Source organism: Amycolatopsis sp. NPDC052450, assembly GCF_044547565.1.
GTDB lineage: Bacteria > Actinomycetota > Actinomycetes > Mycobacteriales > Pseudonocardiaceae > Amycolatopsis.
Genome location: NZ_JBIUAQ010000008.1, coordinates 253,238 through 265,337 on the forward strand (window position 1 = coordinate 253,238; position 12,100 = coordinate 265,337).

Below are 12,100 nucleotides of genomic sequence, written 5' to 3' on the forward strand. Positions count from 1 at the left end.
TACCCCGGGAAGAGATCTTTCCCGGCGTACGGGCACTTCCGCCGTGGATCTGCCGGTATTCTGCCCCGATGGCCGAGACTCTCGACGCGACCGACTGGGCGATCCTGGTGGAGCTCCAGAACGACGGGCGGCTTCCGCTCACCGAGCTGGGGAAGCGGGTCAGCTTGAGCGCGTCGGCGACGACGGAGCGGGTGAAGCGGCTGGAGTCGGCCGGGGTGATCACCGGCTACCGCGCCGAGGTCGACCTGGAGAAGGCCGGGTATGTGGTGCTCGCGGTGGTGCGGCTGAAATATCCGGGCAGCAAGCACGCGCCGTTGCACAAGCTCCTCGCGGAGCGGACCGAGATCCTCGAATGCCTCCGCACGACCGGTGACGACTGCTATTCGCTGAAGATCGCGGCGCCGTCGATGGGACGGCTGGAGGAGATCGTCAACGAGCTCGCGCTGTTCGGGAGCACGAACACCAACATCGTCTACAACCAGACGTTGCGGTATCGGGGGCCGCAGGGCCCGTGACCGGGCACGGGCCCCGCGGACGTCACTGAAGCCCTTCACCCTCCCCGAACCACCGGCGCAAAGCCGTGAGCAGCCCTTCCTCGTCTTCGCCCGCCCACGCCACGTGCCCGTCCGGCCGCAGCAGCACCGCCGGTACCTCGAGTTCCTCGCTGACGTCGACGACGTGGTCGACCCGGTCCGCCCAGCCCCGCACCGAGAGCGCGCCGGTCTGGTCGAGCAGCAGGCCACGACCGCTCCGGGTCAGCCCGTAGAGATGGCCCCGCTTGAGGTCCACGTCCCGCATCCGGCGGCCGAGCAGCTCGTGCCCGTCGCCGAAGTCGTAGCGGATCGCGGTCGCGGTGATCTTCTCGGTCAGGAACCGGCTCACGTCCTCGAATTCCATCAGTTCCGCCAGCAGCCGCCGGACGGCCTGGGAACCCGGATCGAGTGACATCAGCTGCATCTGCGCGCGGGTGTTGTCCAGTACCGCGGCGGCCACCGGGTGCCGTTCGGTCTGATAGGTGTCCAGCAGGTCTTCCGGTGCCCAGCCGTTGACCGCTGCGGCCAGTTTCCAGCCGAGGTTGAAGGCGTCCTGGACACCGAGGTTGAGCCCCTGCCCGCCGACCGGCGGGTGGATGTGCGCCGCGTCGCCCGCGAGGAACGCGCGCCCTGCCCGGTAGCGCTCGGCCAGCCTGGTCGCGTCGCCGAAGCGGGAGAGCCAGCGCGGCGAGTGCACGCCGAAGTCGCTGCCGGCGACGGCTTTGAGCTGCCGTTTGACCTCGTCGAAGGTCGGCGGGATCCGGGGATCCTCGGCCAGTCCTTCGGCGGGCACCCCGACCCGGTACACGCCGTCGCCGATGGGGGAGAGACCGAACCGCAGCTGGGTCTTGCGGACCTCGGTCATCACGGCGAGCACCGTTTCCCAGTCCTCGGTCAGTTCCATCTCGCCCAGCAGCGTCTCGGCGGTGGCGGGCTCGCCGGGGAAGCCGATCCCGAGCAGCTTGCGCACCGTGCTGCGGCCGCCGTCGCAGCCGACGAGGTAGCGCGAGCGCAGTGTCGTCCCGTCGGAGAGTTCGACGTCCACGCCGTCCTCGTCCTGGCTCAGGCCGACCAGTTCCCGGCCGCGCCGGAGGTCGACGCCCGCCTCGGTGGCGTGCTCGATCAGCAGGCGGTCGGTGACGGTCTGCGGAATGCCGAGGATGTAGGCGTGGGCGCTGTCCAGCGGGGGCGCCGATTTCGGGATGCCCGCGAAGGAGCCGCCGACCGGGTACTTGGTGCCGTGTTCGAGGAAGCGCTCCAGCAGGCCCCGCTGGTCCATCACCTCGATGCTGCGTGCGTGCAGGCCCATGGAGCGCACGACCTTGGTCTGCTCCGCGTCCTTTTCCACGACGACCACCTGGACGCCGTGCAGTCGCAGTTCGGCGCCCAGCATCATGCCGGTCGGTCCGCCACCGGCGATGATCACGTCGATCAAGAGTTCCCCCGATTGTCGAGTTCGTGTTGTCCGGCGGGAGATTCTGCGGCACGACAGGGGTCTTGCCGCAAGCCCCCGGGTGCGCTATACGTTAGAAGTGGCAGGGAGTGTCGATCTCCCTGCTTTCGTCATTTCAGTCCGCAGTGGACGGACAACCCCCCGTGCGAAGCAGTGCGCTTCACCAAAGCTGTACCGAACATGTTCGTTACGAACATGTTCGGTACAGTGGTCGCATGACACCCGAGAAGAGCCGCCGGGAACGACCGGCCAAACCCGCGCTGACCCGCGACGGCATCGTCGCCGCCGCGGTCGCGATCCTGCGGGAGGAAGGCCTGCGGAAGGTCACGATGCGCCGCCTGGCGCAGGAGCTCGACACCGGCGCGGCCTCGCTCTACGTCTACGTCCGCAACACCGCCGAGCTGCACGCGGCGATCCTGGACGAACTCCTCGGCACGATCGCCCAGCCGCCGCCGGAAGGCGACTGGCGCGACCGGCTCGAACAGCTGCTCACCGGCTACACCTCGACCCTGCTCGAGTACCCCGGCCTCGCCCTGTCCGCACTGGTGGCCCGCCCGAGCGGCGAGAACTACCTCGGACTGGTCGAGAACCTGCTCGCCCTCCTCGCCGAGGGCGGCGTGCCACCCGAGCGGCGCGCGTGGGGGATCGACATCCTCCTTCAGCACGCGACGGCGACCGCGGCCGAACACGCCGAGCAGGACTCCCCGGACGACTGGGACGCGCTGGCCCGTGCCGTGCGGGACGCCGACGAGACCACCCACCCCCAGATCGCGGCGCACGCGGCCGACCTCCTCACCGGACGGCCAGAGCAGCGGATGTCGTGGGGATTGCGCGTGCTGATCACCGGAATCACGCACACCGGCCTGCCACCCGAAAGGAACCCGACATGACCACACACCACCCCATCGCGATCATCGGCGCCGGCCTCGGCGGCCTCACCCTCGCCCGCGTCCTGCACGTCAACGGCATCGAGTCCACGGTCTTCGACCTGGACGCCTCACCGTCCGCACGGGCACAGGGCGGCATGCTCGACATCCACGTCGAATCCGGACAGTCGGCGCTCCGGGCCGCCGGACTCCACGACGAATTCCGCTCGCTCGTGCATCCCGGTGGCGAGGCCCTGCGCATCCTCGACCGGCACGCGGTCGTGCACCGCGAGGAGACCGACGACGGCGACGGCGGGCGCCCCGAAGTCGCCCGCGGCGACCTGCGCGACCTGCTGATCGGATCCTTGCCCGAAGGCACCGTGCGCTGGGGAGCCAAGATCACCGGCGCACGCGCGCACGGCGGTGGCGGACACGAGGTCACCCTGGCCGACGGCACGACGTTCACCACGGACCTGCTGATCGGCGCCGACGGCGCGTGGTCCAAGGTCCGCCCGCTGGTCTCGGCCGCCGAGCCCGCTTATGAGGGCATCTCCTTCGTCGAGGTGCACCTGAACGACGCCGAGAACCGCCACCCCGCGAGCGCCGCGCTCGTCGGAAGCGGCATGTTCTTCGCGCTCGGCGAGGCCAAGGGATTCCTGGCGCATCACGACACCGCCGGCAGCCTGCACGTCTACGTCGCGATGAAGACCGACGAGGACTGGATCTCCACTGTCGACTTCAGCGACACCGCCTCCGCGAAAGCCGCCGTGCTGGACCACTTCGACGGCTGGGACGCCGGCCTGCGAGCGCTGATCACCGACGCCGACGGTGAACTGACCCCACGGCCGATCCACGCGCTGCCCGTCGGCCACCGCTGGGACCGCGTCCCCGGCGTCACCCTTCTCGGGGACGCCGCCCACCTGATGTCGCCGTTCGCCGGCGAAGGCGCCAACCTCGCGATGCTCGACGGCGCCGAACTCGGCCTTGCCCTCGCAGCTCACCCCGGCGCCCCCGAAGCCGCTCTCAGCGCGTACGAGACGGCGCTGTTCCCGCGCAGCGAGGCCTCGGCGGCCGAATCGGCCGAAAGCCTCGTCCTGTGTTTCGCCGAAGACTCGCCGAAGCCTTTGCTGGAACGGTTCGCGTCCTACCGTTGAGGCAACCATCGCGCGGCGCCGGGCGTGAACCCGGCAGACGAGCTAGGGGGAACAGTGGCGACGGGCGCACTCAGCTTCGAAGAGATCGCGGTGACGAGGAGGTGGCTGGCGAAACGTGGCGTGGAGGTGGTGACTCCGTCCAGGCTGCTCGCCGCCCGGGTCGGCCCCCGCCTGAGCCGGGCTGTTCCCGGCCGGTTCCGCCGGCTCGCCGCCGCGGCAGCGGTGGGCGTCCTGCTGGGCATCGCCTACGGGTTCTTCGACTTTCGCGACGGCGAGGCACCGGTCAGTGTCTACCTGTGCTTCGTCGGTGGTGCCGTGCAAGTCGCGCTCTGGTGGTCGTACCAGCGCCGCGAGCGGGAACTGGGCCCGCTGCCGGTGATGGATCGACGGTCCGGGCGACGACCGACGGCCCTTGGGATCCTCGGCGGCTGGTACGCGTCCTCGTTCGTGATCACTTTCGGCGGCGGCGTCGCTCTCGCCCTCGCGGTCTACCTGAGCACCCCGGCGAAGGCGAAGGCATACGGGGCGGGCTGGCTCCTCGCGCTCGCCTGGACCGCCCTGTGCTGCTCGGTGATCCTCCTCGGCACACTGCGGCGGCCCGTCCACGCCGAAGACAGGGCCTCGATGGCCGTCGACACCGAGCTGCGCGTCATGGACAGCCAGGCCGCGATGCCCGGCGTCTACGCGGGGGTCGTCCTGAACGACCCGCTTCTCGGCGACGGACCTCCCGCCGAATTCACCGGCTGGCTCATCGCCTACGCCGTACTCGGCGTGGGGACGACAGTGCTCGGTCTCTGGCAGCATCACCGCCGTCCCGCGTTGCCGCCCGGTGACTACGCGACCCCGGTCGGCTGCGAGCGCCTGGCGTAGGCGCGGGCGGCGCGGGCCCTGTCGCCGCAACGCACGGAACACCACTGACGCCGTCCATTGCGCAGGAAGAACCGAGTGCACGGCGGCGACCCACAGGCGGCGATCCGCTCCGCGTCCGGCCCGGTCAGCAGGTCCGCGGCGTTCGCGGCGAGCGTCGCCAACGCGTGCTCGACGATCTGGGTGACCGGATGCGAGGCCGTGCGGTACAGCCCCCGCACGGGGTCCCAGCGCAGAAGTTCCGCGGTCGGGGCCTTGCTCAGCGCGTCGTTGACGGCGTCGAGGGCGCTTTGCGGAGCCGGATCCGCGCAGGACCTCGCCGCGAGCAGCACCCGGACCTGTTCACGCAGCGAACGGACCAGGCCCGCGCACATCTCCCGCAGACCGGCGTCGACCGGGGCGAGCCCGTGCGTGGCCAGCCAGTCCGCCGCGGCGGCCGGAGTGCCGAGGAAGTCGGTGAACTGGCCGCCGGGCAGCGCGAGGGTGGTGTTGGCGAGCGCCAGTGCGACGTACTGCTCGGCGCCCGGGGCAGGGGGAAGGGCAGCGGTGTCGTCCACGTTCTCATGGTAGGTGCTGGGTTCAACCATGAGAAATCCTCACGGAAGTGGTTGCACTCTTCCGTGAGGTCTGACTAAGGTCACTCACGGAAAGAACAATACCTATCCGTGAGGTGGAAGATGACCCAGATCAGCGAACAGCTCTCCGTCCAGGTCATCGGCGGGCCGACCGCGCTGATCGAGTACGGCGGCCTGCGGTTCCTGACCGACCCGACCTTCGACGAGCCCAGCGACTACGCGGGGCCCGACGGCAGGCCCGGTCTCACCAAGACCGCCCCGGCCTCGGTGAAACCCGCGGACCTCGGCCGTGTCGACGCAGTCCTGCTCTCTCACGACGAGCATCCCGACAACCTCGACAACTCCGGCCGCCGATTCTTGGCCGACGTGCCACTGACCCTCACCACGCCCAGCGGCGCGGGCCGGCTGGGCGGCACCGCGAAAGGGCTGGCGACCTGGGAGACCGTCGAACTCGGATCCGTGACCGTGACCGCCGTGCCCGCGCTCCACGGACCGGAAGGCGCGGAGAAGATCACCGGCGACGTCGTCGGCTTCGTACTCACCGGCCAGGGCCTGCCGACGGTCTACGTCAGCGGCGACAACGCCTCGCTCGACGTCGTCCGGCAGGTCGCCGACCGGTTCGGCCCGGTCGACACCGCCGTGCTCTTCGCCGGTGCCCCGCGACTGAAGCCGGTCTTCGACGGCGCCCTGCTCGTCCTCGACAGCGCACTGGCCGCGGAGGCGACGCGAATCCTCGGTGCCCGCACGGTCGTGCCCGTGCACATCGACAGCTGGGGCCACTTCACCGAAGACCGCGAAGACCTGGTGGCCGCGTTCACCTCCGCCGGTCTGGCCGATCGGCTGCGGTGACCCATCTCCGGTGTGGCGGCGCGTGATCGAAAACGCGGCTACGTTCGGAGGGGCATGCCGACGAGGAAGGAAGCATCCCCATTCCCGCCACCACACTCAGCATCCCCACACCGGACGGTCAGTCCGACGCCTTCGCCGCATGCCCCGACGAGGGCGGGACGCATCCGGGCGTCCTCCTGTATCCGGACGCCTTCGGTCCACGACCCGTTCTCTGGGAGATGGCCCGCGAACTGGCCGGACACGGCTACTACGTACTCGTCCCCAATGTCTTCTACCGGCACCGCCCGGCGCCGGTGTTCGACCTTCCCGAGCAGATCACCGCTGAAGACCGGCCGGTGCTCTTCGGCCAGATCATGCCCCTCATCGAGGCGCACACCACCGAACGCGCCCTGAGCGACGCCGGCGCCTACCTCGGCTTCCTCACCGCCCAGCCCGAGGTGAGCGCCGGGCCGGTCGCCACGATCGGCTACTGCATGGGCGCCGTCCTCGCGATGCGCACCGCGACAGCCCACCCGGACAAGGTCGCCGCCGTCGCCGGATTCCACCCCGGCGCCCTGGTCACCGACCAACCCGACAGCGCCCACCGGCAGATCCCGAGCCTCACCGCGCAAGTACACCTCGGCCTCGCCGAGAACGACATGACACCCGAAGCGATCACCGAGATCAGCCACGCGTTCGACGCCGCCGGTGTCGGCTACAGCTGCGAGATCTACCCCGGCACCGTCCACGGCTTCACCATGGCCGACACCGACGCTTACGACCCGGCCGGATCGAAGCGCCATTGGGAACGGCTGCTGCCGCTTCTCGGCAGCGCGCTGACCTAGACGGCACCGGCACCTGCTTTGGTAACGCGAATCTGACGTGCTGCTGGACGTCATCGGGGGCACCGGACCGGCGATGCGCCTTTTCGAATTCCGATAACCCCGCTTGTGCCATATTGGGCCATATGCCGATCAGTCCCGAAAGCCTCGCGGAAACCGACTACGACGCCTTCGCCGACGCGTATGCGGCCGAGAACGAGACCAGTCTCATGAACGCCTACTACACGCGGCCGGCGATCCTGGAGCTGGCCGGAAACGTGACAGGCAGGCGAATTCTCGACGCGGGCTGCGGAGCGGGCCCGCTGTTCGAGGCACTGCGCGACCGGGGCGCGATCGTGACCGGCTTCGACTCCAGCGCGAAAATGGTGGAGCTGGCCCGGAAGCGGCTGGGCGCGGACGCTGCTCTTCAGGTCGCCGACGCGGGTAGCCCGCTTCCGTATCCCGACGCCGCGTTCGACGACGTCATCGCCGCTCTGGTGCTGCATTACCTGGAAGACTGGACCGCGCCGCTGGCCGAGATCCGGCGCGTGCTGAAGCCCGGCGGCCGGCTGATCATGGCCGTCAACCATCCGACCATCTTCAAACTGCTCCACCCCGAAGCCGACTACTTCAAGACCGTCCAGTGGTCCGAGGAGTACACCTTCGGCGGCCAGAAAGCCGTGCTGACGTACTGGCACCGGCCACTGCACGCGATGACCGACGCCTTCACCGCGGCAGGATTCCGGACGACCGTCGTCAGCGAGCCCTACCCGGCACCGGGTGCTCACGAGCGTTTTCCCGAGGAACTCGCGGGCAAGACCGCGTTCATAGGCTTCCTGTTCTTCGTTCTCGAAGCCGTATGACAGGACGTGGCCTGTCCGGCTCACCGGACAGGCCACGTCGTCTTTCTCAGCTCAACACTGCTTCGTGGCGCCGCCGTCGCTGAGGTACGCGTCGGCGAACCAGCCCGCGGTCTGCGTGCCCGCGATACGCCCCCACGTCCAGGTGTGTTTCCCGCCGGCCTCACCACCGGCCGTCCAGCAGTGGTAGTAGATCAACGTGCCCTTGCTGACCTGTCCCGGCGCGGCACAGCTGGTGTGCGGGCCGGTCCGGTAGCGCAGGTCCGTCTTCGCCCTGCCCTCGCCGCTGTCCTTGTTCGAATGCGAATGGCTGCAGCTCATCGTCTGGACCGGCTCGGTCTGGGCGCCCGCGGGCGCGGCCCCCGCCACGCCGCCGGCGCCGAGCAGCGTCGCCGCGGCGACGCCCGGCAGTACGAGCAAAGTTTTCCGAAGCAAGTTCCTCATGATGTCCCCTCGAAACGGTCGGTTATCCGTCCGCTCGAACGTATGGGCCGGGGGAGCACGGCTCCAGACCTTTCGCTCTGCCGAAAAGGTGGCGCTGACCAGGCAAAACCCTCTCAGATGGCCGCTGAGCGCCTAACTCTTCCCTCCTGGTGTCTTCCGTTCGGCCTCTGGCGCCTCCCCGCGGGCCCTTCGCGCCGTCATTCGATCCCACTTCCCGGGGTACTCAGTCATAAGGGGCATTATCACGGTGCATCCATCCGAGTTCAGTTTCGCGCATCGCACGCGCGAAACTAGATACGCGTATCGCGTAAACGGGCAAAACGGACTGGCGATCCCGTGAATACGAGTGAAAGATGAGGACGATGGGGAAGGACGACGTCGGCGGGTGCCGCGGCCGTCAGTTGGCGCTCGTCGTCCTGCTCGCGCTTGTCTCGGCGTGCGGGCCGGAGGGGCATGCGATCGACCCGCCCGCCGTCGCGGCGCCGTTTCCCTTGCTCGGCTCCGCGAGCGACTTCTACGTCGACGAGGACAATCCGGCCGCTGTCTGGGCGCGCTCTGCGCCGCCCGGGCCCGAAGCCGACCTCATTCGCGAGCAGATCGCCTCACGCCCAGCCGCCCAGATCGTTCGCGCACCGGACCAGGTGAAAAAGGCCGGTATCGGGGAGGCGCCCGCCTTGGTGGTGATCCGAGTGGACGAGGGGTGTCCGACCGGGGCGGCGATGATCCTCGGGGCGCTCGCTCGGACCACCGTCCTTCTCGATGTCTCCGACTCACCCTCACCGGCGGACGCTGCGGAGAAGATCGCCGCAGCGGGGCAAGATGTGGACGGATTCGCGGTCAACGTTCGTGGCTACGCCGACGAGACCACCGCGACCGCGACGGCGAGCGCCATCCGGCACCGCCTACTGGCCGCCACCGGCAGGAACGACTACTTCATGGTGGCCGACAGCAGCCGCGGTGGAGCCCCGACCACCGGGGACTGCAATCCGGCCGACGCCCGTGTGGGACAGAACCAGGTACTGCGGCCCGAGCGCGACAAGCTGCAACTGCTCTGGCTCACCACTCCAGGCATCTCCGACGGACCGTGCGGAGAGGCTCCCGCCAGTCGTGCCGGTGAGTTTGTCCCGGCACTCGCTTACGCACTCGCGAAGCGCCCTGATCTCGGCCGGGTCAGGGAAGGACTTTCCCGAGCTTGTCCAGACCCTCAGTGATCCCGTCTTCGATCCGCCGGTACGTGTCGGCGCCGGTGACCAGGCTGTCCGCGATACCGCCGACAGTTTCCACGCCCGCCGTCAGCCGATCACCGGCCGCGGTGAGGTGCTTGGTCATCGTGTCGCTGAAGGTGGCTGCGGCGGGAACGTCGCCGAGCAGCCGCGCCACCAGTTGCAGCCGCGACACGGCGCCGGCCGCGCCGCTCAACGTGGACGTCGCCCCGTCCAGGACGCCTGCGGCGCCGACCAGTGAGTCGGGGTCGGTTTCGTATCCGGCCTCGCCGGGGGAGAGCGCGCCGTCCGGGTCGAGGCCCAGCTCGTCCAGGGAGATCCTCGTCAGCTCGGGCTCGTCCCACTTCTCGCCCGGGTTCTTCTGGTAGCCGTAGGCGCCGGATTCATGTGCCAGCACGATCTCACCGTCGATCTCGACCGCTTCCTCCACACCGTGCGAGTCGTAGCCGTCTTCGTTGCCCGGCTCGCCGCCCTTCAGTTCGATCTCTTCGCGATCGTTGAAGTCGTACCACTCCGGCGTCCGGTCCTGCTTGTAGAACTTTCCGCTGTGCCCGTCGGAGGAGGAGAAGATGAACTCGTCGTCGCGCACCACGACACCCTGGACGTTGTTCGGTGTCTCGATCGGCTCTCCGGCCCTGTCCGGCTCGGGTGAGCCGTTCTCGCCGACGGGGATTTCGTAAAGCCGGTTGTTGGCGTAGTCGCCCACGAAGAGCTTGCCTTGGGCGTAGGTGACATAGCTGTGTGCGGGCGTCGGAACCACGTCGATGGCGTTGACCGGCTTGCCGCTGTCCTGCGCGGCGTCGAGTTCGGCCTTGTCGTAGACGTACACGTGTTCGTTGGACGACACCCAGACGTATTCGCCGTCCGTCGCGACGCCACCGGTATGCGTGGGAGCGTCTACCTCGCCGTTGCCGTCGAGATAGACGCTCCCCGCTTCCTGGCCCGTCTCGTAGTCGACGTAGGTCAGCCTGCTCGGTGTCAGCTCCGGACCGAGCGGGATGTCGCCGGACCCATCTCCGTCGCCGTCGTGGTATGAGCCCACGAGCAGGTTCTTGCCGTCGTAGGCCAACCCCTGAGAGATCCATGGTTGCCCGGGGTTGACGCCGCTGATGTCGGCATTCCCGTCGCTGTCCCAGCCGCCGCCGGTCGTGGCCGCCAGCGCGTTCAGCTTGCCTTCGTAGGTCTGCTGCGCGGCCGTCAGAGCGTGGACGGTCTTCATCGCGATCTCCGGTGCTTCGAGGAGATCGCTCAGGCCGAGCTTCCGCCACGGCGCGATGGCCGTCTCCGCCGAGTTTCGGAGCGCGGAGTACGCCTTCGCGGCGCCTTTGACAGCCGCCTCCGCAGTGCTGAGCTGGGCATACACCTCGGCGAGGTTCTGCGAGGACTCCTTCGCTTTGCCGACGAACTCCGCCGACGCCGTACCGCGCCAGGACCGCGCCGCTCGCAGAGTGCCGTCGGAGATCCCGTCCGCGACGGTCTGCAACGACTTCTTCGCGTCGGCGATGGTGGCGCCGACCTCGGCGATGCCTGCCGCGTCGCCCGAGGTGAGCTTGGCGTAGAGCGGTTCGGGATCCAGGAACGGCATCGGCTTCTCCTCGGGCAACCCCTGGTCAGGGTGGGTCGTGCGCGTTCAGACGCCGCCAGGCGGACACCGGTTCCCGCGCATCACCCACCCCGCCACCGCTCAGGACAGCATGCCGCCGTCCACCCGCAGGACCGTGCCGGTCACGTAGGAGGCTCGGTCGCTCAGCAGCCACGCCGCGGCCTGGGCGATCTCCTCGGGTTCGGCCACTCGCCCCAGCGGGGTCTGGGCGTTGAGCTGCTCCAGAATGCCCGGCGAGCTCTCGACCCACTCGTTGAACATCTCGGTCATCGTCGTGCCGGGCGCGACGGCGTTGATCCGGATCCCCTCCGGGCCGTAGGTGGCGGCCGCCGAGGCGGTGAGGCTGTTGACGCCGCGTTTCATCGCGCCGTACGCGGGGAGCTCCGGGTTGGCCATCAGGCTGCCGACACTGGTGTTGTTGACGACGGCCCCGGTCTTCGCGGTCGCCCGGATCGCCTCGATCTCGGCGACCATCGCCAGCCACGGACCCTTGAGGTTGACCGCGTAGATGCGGTCGAAGTCGGCTTCGGTGACCTGGTCCATCGGACCGGGAGGCACGTTCGTCGCGCCGTTGTTGAAGGCGACGTCGAGCCTGCCGTGCAGTTCCACGGCGCGGTCGACGGCCGCGCGGACGCTCGAGGCGTCGCCGAGGTCGCACACCACGTGGTCCGCGACGCCGCCCTCCGCGCGGATCTCCTCGGCTACGGCCTTGAGCTGGGATTCGGTGCGGGCGGCGAGCACGACCCGCGCGCCCTCCCTGGCGAACAGCCGCGCGGCGGCGGCGCCGATACCGCGGCCGGCACCGGTGACGAAGGCGACCTTGCCGTCCAGCAGGCCCGGAAAAGTTGTTGTCGTGGTCATGGCACCGAGACT

General features: G+C 69.1%; 13 protein-coding genes. 8 read left to right on the forward strand and 5 right to left on the reverse strand.

What is annotated here, in order from left to right; all coding sequences use genetic code 11:
• The first annotated feature begins 68 nt into the window (after nucleotides 1-68).
• Entirely contained in the window at nucleotides 69-515 is a 447-nt protein-coding gene (locus ACIHAO_RS16755; RefSeq protein ID WP_125795890.1) for an Lrp/AsnC family transcriptional regulator, read from the forward strand.
• A gap of 22 nt (nucleotides 516-537) precedes the next feature.
• Here the strand turns inward: ACIHAO_RS16755 and rox are convergent, their stop codons facing one another.
• Complete coding sequence (gene rox, locus ACIHAO_RS16760; protein WP_396558674.1) at nucleotides 538-1,968, reverse strand: rifampin monooxygenase; 1,431 nt, start codon at nucleotides 1,966-1,968, stop codon at nucleotides 538-540.
• 233 nt (nucleotides 1,969-2,201) lie between these two features.
• Between rox and ACIHAO_RS16765 the strand changes: the two genes are divergently transcribed.
• From ACIHAO_RS16765 to ACIHAO_RS16775, 3 genes are read left to right on the forward strand one after another with little or no spacing between them, the layout of a single operon-like run.
• Complete coding sequence (locus tag ACIHAO_RS16765) at nucleotides 2,202-2,876, forward strand: TetR/AcrR family transcriptional regulator (protein ID WP_396558676.1); 675 nt, start codon at nucleotides 2,202-2,204, stop codon at nucleotides 2,874-2,876.
• Entirely contained in the window at nucleotides 2,873-4,006 is a 1,134-nt protein-coding gene (locus tag ACIHAO_RS16770) for an FAD-dependent oxidoreductase (RefSeq protein WP_396558678.1), read from the forward strand. The genes ACIHAO_RS16765 and ACIHAO_RS16770 overlap by 4 nt, the downstream gene beginning before the upstream one ends.
• Nucleotides 4,007-4,060: 54 nt before the next feature.
• Complete coding sequence (locus tag ACIHAO_RS16775) at nucleotides 4,061-4,876, forward strand: hypothetical protein (protein WP_396558680.1); 816 nt, start codon at nucleotides 4,061-4,063, stop codon at nucleotides 4,874-4,876.
• Here ACIHAO_RS16775 and ACIHAO_RS16780 read toward each other — a convergent pair.
• Complete coding sequence (locus ACIHAO_RS16780) at nucleotides 4,840-5,460, reverse strand: CGNR zinc finger domain-containing protein (protein ID WP_396558682.1); 621 nt, start codon at nucleotides 5,458-5,460, stop codon at nucleotides 4,840-4,842. The genes ACIHAO_RS16775 and ACIHAO_RS16780 overlap by 37 nt on opposite strands.
• Nucleotides 5,461-5,550: 90 nt before the next feature.
• Here ACIHAO_RS16780 and ACIHAO_RS16785 point away from each other — a divergent pair, with 90 nt between their 5' ends.
• The 3 genes from ACIHAO_RS16785 (at nucleotide 5,551) to ACIHAO_RS16795 (ending at nucleotide 7,960) form a co-directional block, all read left to right on the forward strand.
• Nucleotides 5,551-6,297, forward strand: a complete 747-nt coding sequence (locus ACIHAO_RS16785) for an MBL fold metallo-hydrolase (protein ID WP_396558684.1) — start codon at nucleotides 5,551-5,553, stop codon at nucleotides 6,295-6,297.
• A gap of 80 nt (nucleotides 6,298-6,377) precedes the next feature.
• Nucleotides 6,378-7,121 carry a dienelactone hydrolase family protein gene (locus tag ACIHAO_RS16790; RefSeq protein WP_396558814.1) on the forward strand — a complete coding sequence of 248 codons (744 nt, stop codon included), beginning with the start codon at nucleotides 6,378-6,380 and terminating at the stop codon, nucleotides 7,119-7,121.
• A gap of 122 nt (nucleotides 7,122-7,243) precedes the next feature.
• Nucleotides 7,244-7,960, forward strand: coding sequence for a class I SAM-dependent methyltransferase (locus ACIHAO_RS16795; protein ID WP_396558686.1), 717 nt, complete (start codon nucleotides 7,244-7,246; stop codon nucleotides 7,958-7,960).
• 51 nt (nucleotides 7,961-8,011) lie between these two features.
• Here the strand turns inward: ACIHAO_RS16795 and ACIHAO_RS16800 are convergent, their stop codons facing one another.
• On the reverse strand, nucleotides 8,012-8,401 hold the full coding sequence (locus ACIHAO_RS16800; protein ID WP_125795882.1) for an SH3 domain-containing protein: 390 nt from the start codon (nucleotides 8,399-8,401) through the stop codon (nucleotides 8,012-8,014).
• Nucleotides 8,402-8,763: 362 nt separating this feature from the next.
• On the opposite strand from ACIHAO_RS16800, the gene ACIHAO_RS16805 reads away from it, so the two are divergent.
• Nucleotides 8,764-9,612 (forward strand): hypothetical protein, encoded by an 849-nt coding sequence (locus tag ACIHAO_RS16805; RefSeq protein ID WP_396558688.1) that lies wholly within the window; start codon nucleotides 8,764-8,766, stop codon nucleotides 9,610-9,612.
• On the opposite strand, the gene ACIHAO_RS16810 is transcribed toward ACIHAO_RS16805, so the two are convergent.
• The gene (locus ACIHAO_RS16810) at nucleotides 9,572-11,209 is read right to left on the reverse strand and encodes a hypothetical protein (protein ID WP_396558690.1); all 1,638 of its coding nucleotides are present in this window, start codon (nucleotides 11,207-11,209) and stop codon (nucleotides 9,572-9,574) included. The genes ACIHAO_RS16805 and ACIHAO_RS16810 overlap by 41 nt on opposite strands.
• A 99-nt stretch (nucleotides 11,210-11,308) precedes the next feature.
• Nucleotides 11,309-12,088 carry an SDR family NAD(P)-dependent oxidoreductase gene (locus ACIHAO_RS16815; RefSeq protein ID WP_396558692.1) on the reverse strand — a complete coding sequence of 260 codons (780 nt, stop codon included), beginning with the start codon at nucleotides 12,086-12,088 and terminating at the stop codon, nucleotides 11,309-11,311.
• Nucleotides 12,089-12,100 lie beyond the last annotated feature (12 nt).

Excerpts from the sequence above, each read along its gene's own strand:
- ACIHAO_RS16800 (WP_125795882.1), bottom strand. The coding sequence starts at position 8,401 with ATGAGGAACTTGCTTCGGAAAACTTTGCTCGTACTGCCGGGCGTCGCC.
- ACIHAO_RS16770 (WP_396558678.1), top strand. The coding sequence starts at position 2,873 with ATGACCACACACCACCCCATCGCGATCATCGGCGCCGGCCTCGGCGGC.
- ACIHAO_RS16805 (WP_396558688.1), top strand. The coding sequence starts at position 8,764 with ATGGGGAAGGACGACGTCGGCGGGTGCCGCGGCCGTCAGTTGGCGCTC.
- ACIHAO_RS16810 (WP_396558690.1), bottom strand. The coding sequence starts at position 11,209 with ATGCCGTTCCTGGATCCCGAACCGCTCTACGCCAAGCTCACCTCGGGC.
- ACIHAO_RS16765 (WP_396558676.1), top strand. The coding sequence starts at position 2,202 with ATGACACCCGAGAAGAGCCGCCGGGAACGACCGGCCAAACCCGCGCTG.
- ACIHAO_RS16785 (WP_396558684.1), top strand. The coding sequence starts at position 5,551 with ATGACCCAGATCAGCGAACAGCTCTCCGTCCAGGTCATCGGCGGGCCG.
- ACIHAO_RS16795 (WP_396558686.1), top strand. The coding sequence starts at position 7,244 with ATGCCGATCAGTCCCGAAAGCCTCGCGGAAACCGACTACGACGCCTTC.
- ACIHAO_RS16815 (WP_396558692.1), bottom strand. The coding sequence starts at position 12,088 with ATGACCACGACAACAACTTTTCCGGGCCTGCTGGACGGCAAGGTCGCC.
- ACIHAO_RS16780 (WP_396558682.1), bottom strand. The coding sequence starts at position 5,460 with ATGGTTGAACCCAGCACCTACCATGAGAACGTGGACGACACCGCTGCC.
- ACIHAO_RS16755 (WP_125795890.1), top strand. The coding sequence starts at position 69 with ATGGCCGAGACTCTCGACGCGACCGACTGGGCGATCCTGGTGGAGCTC.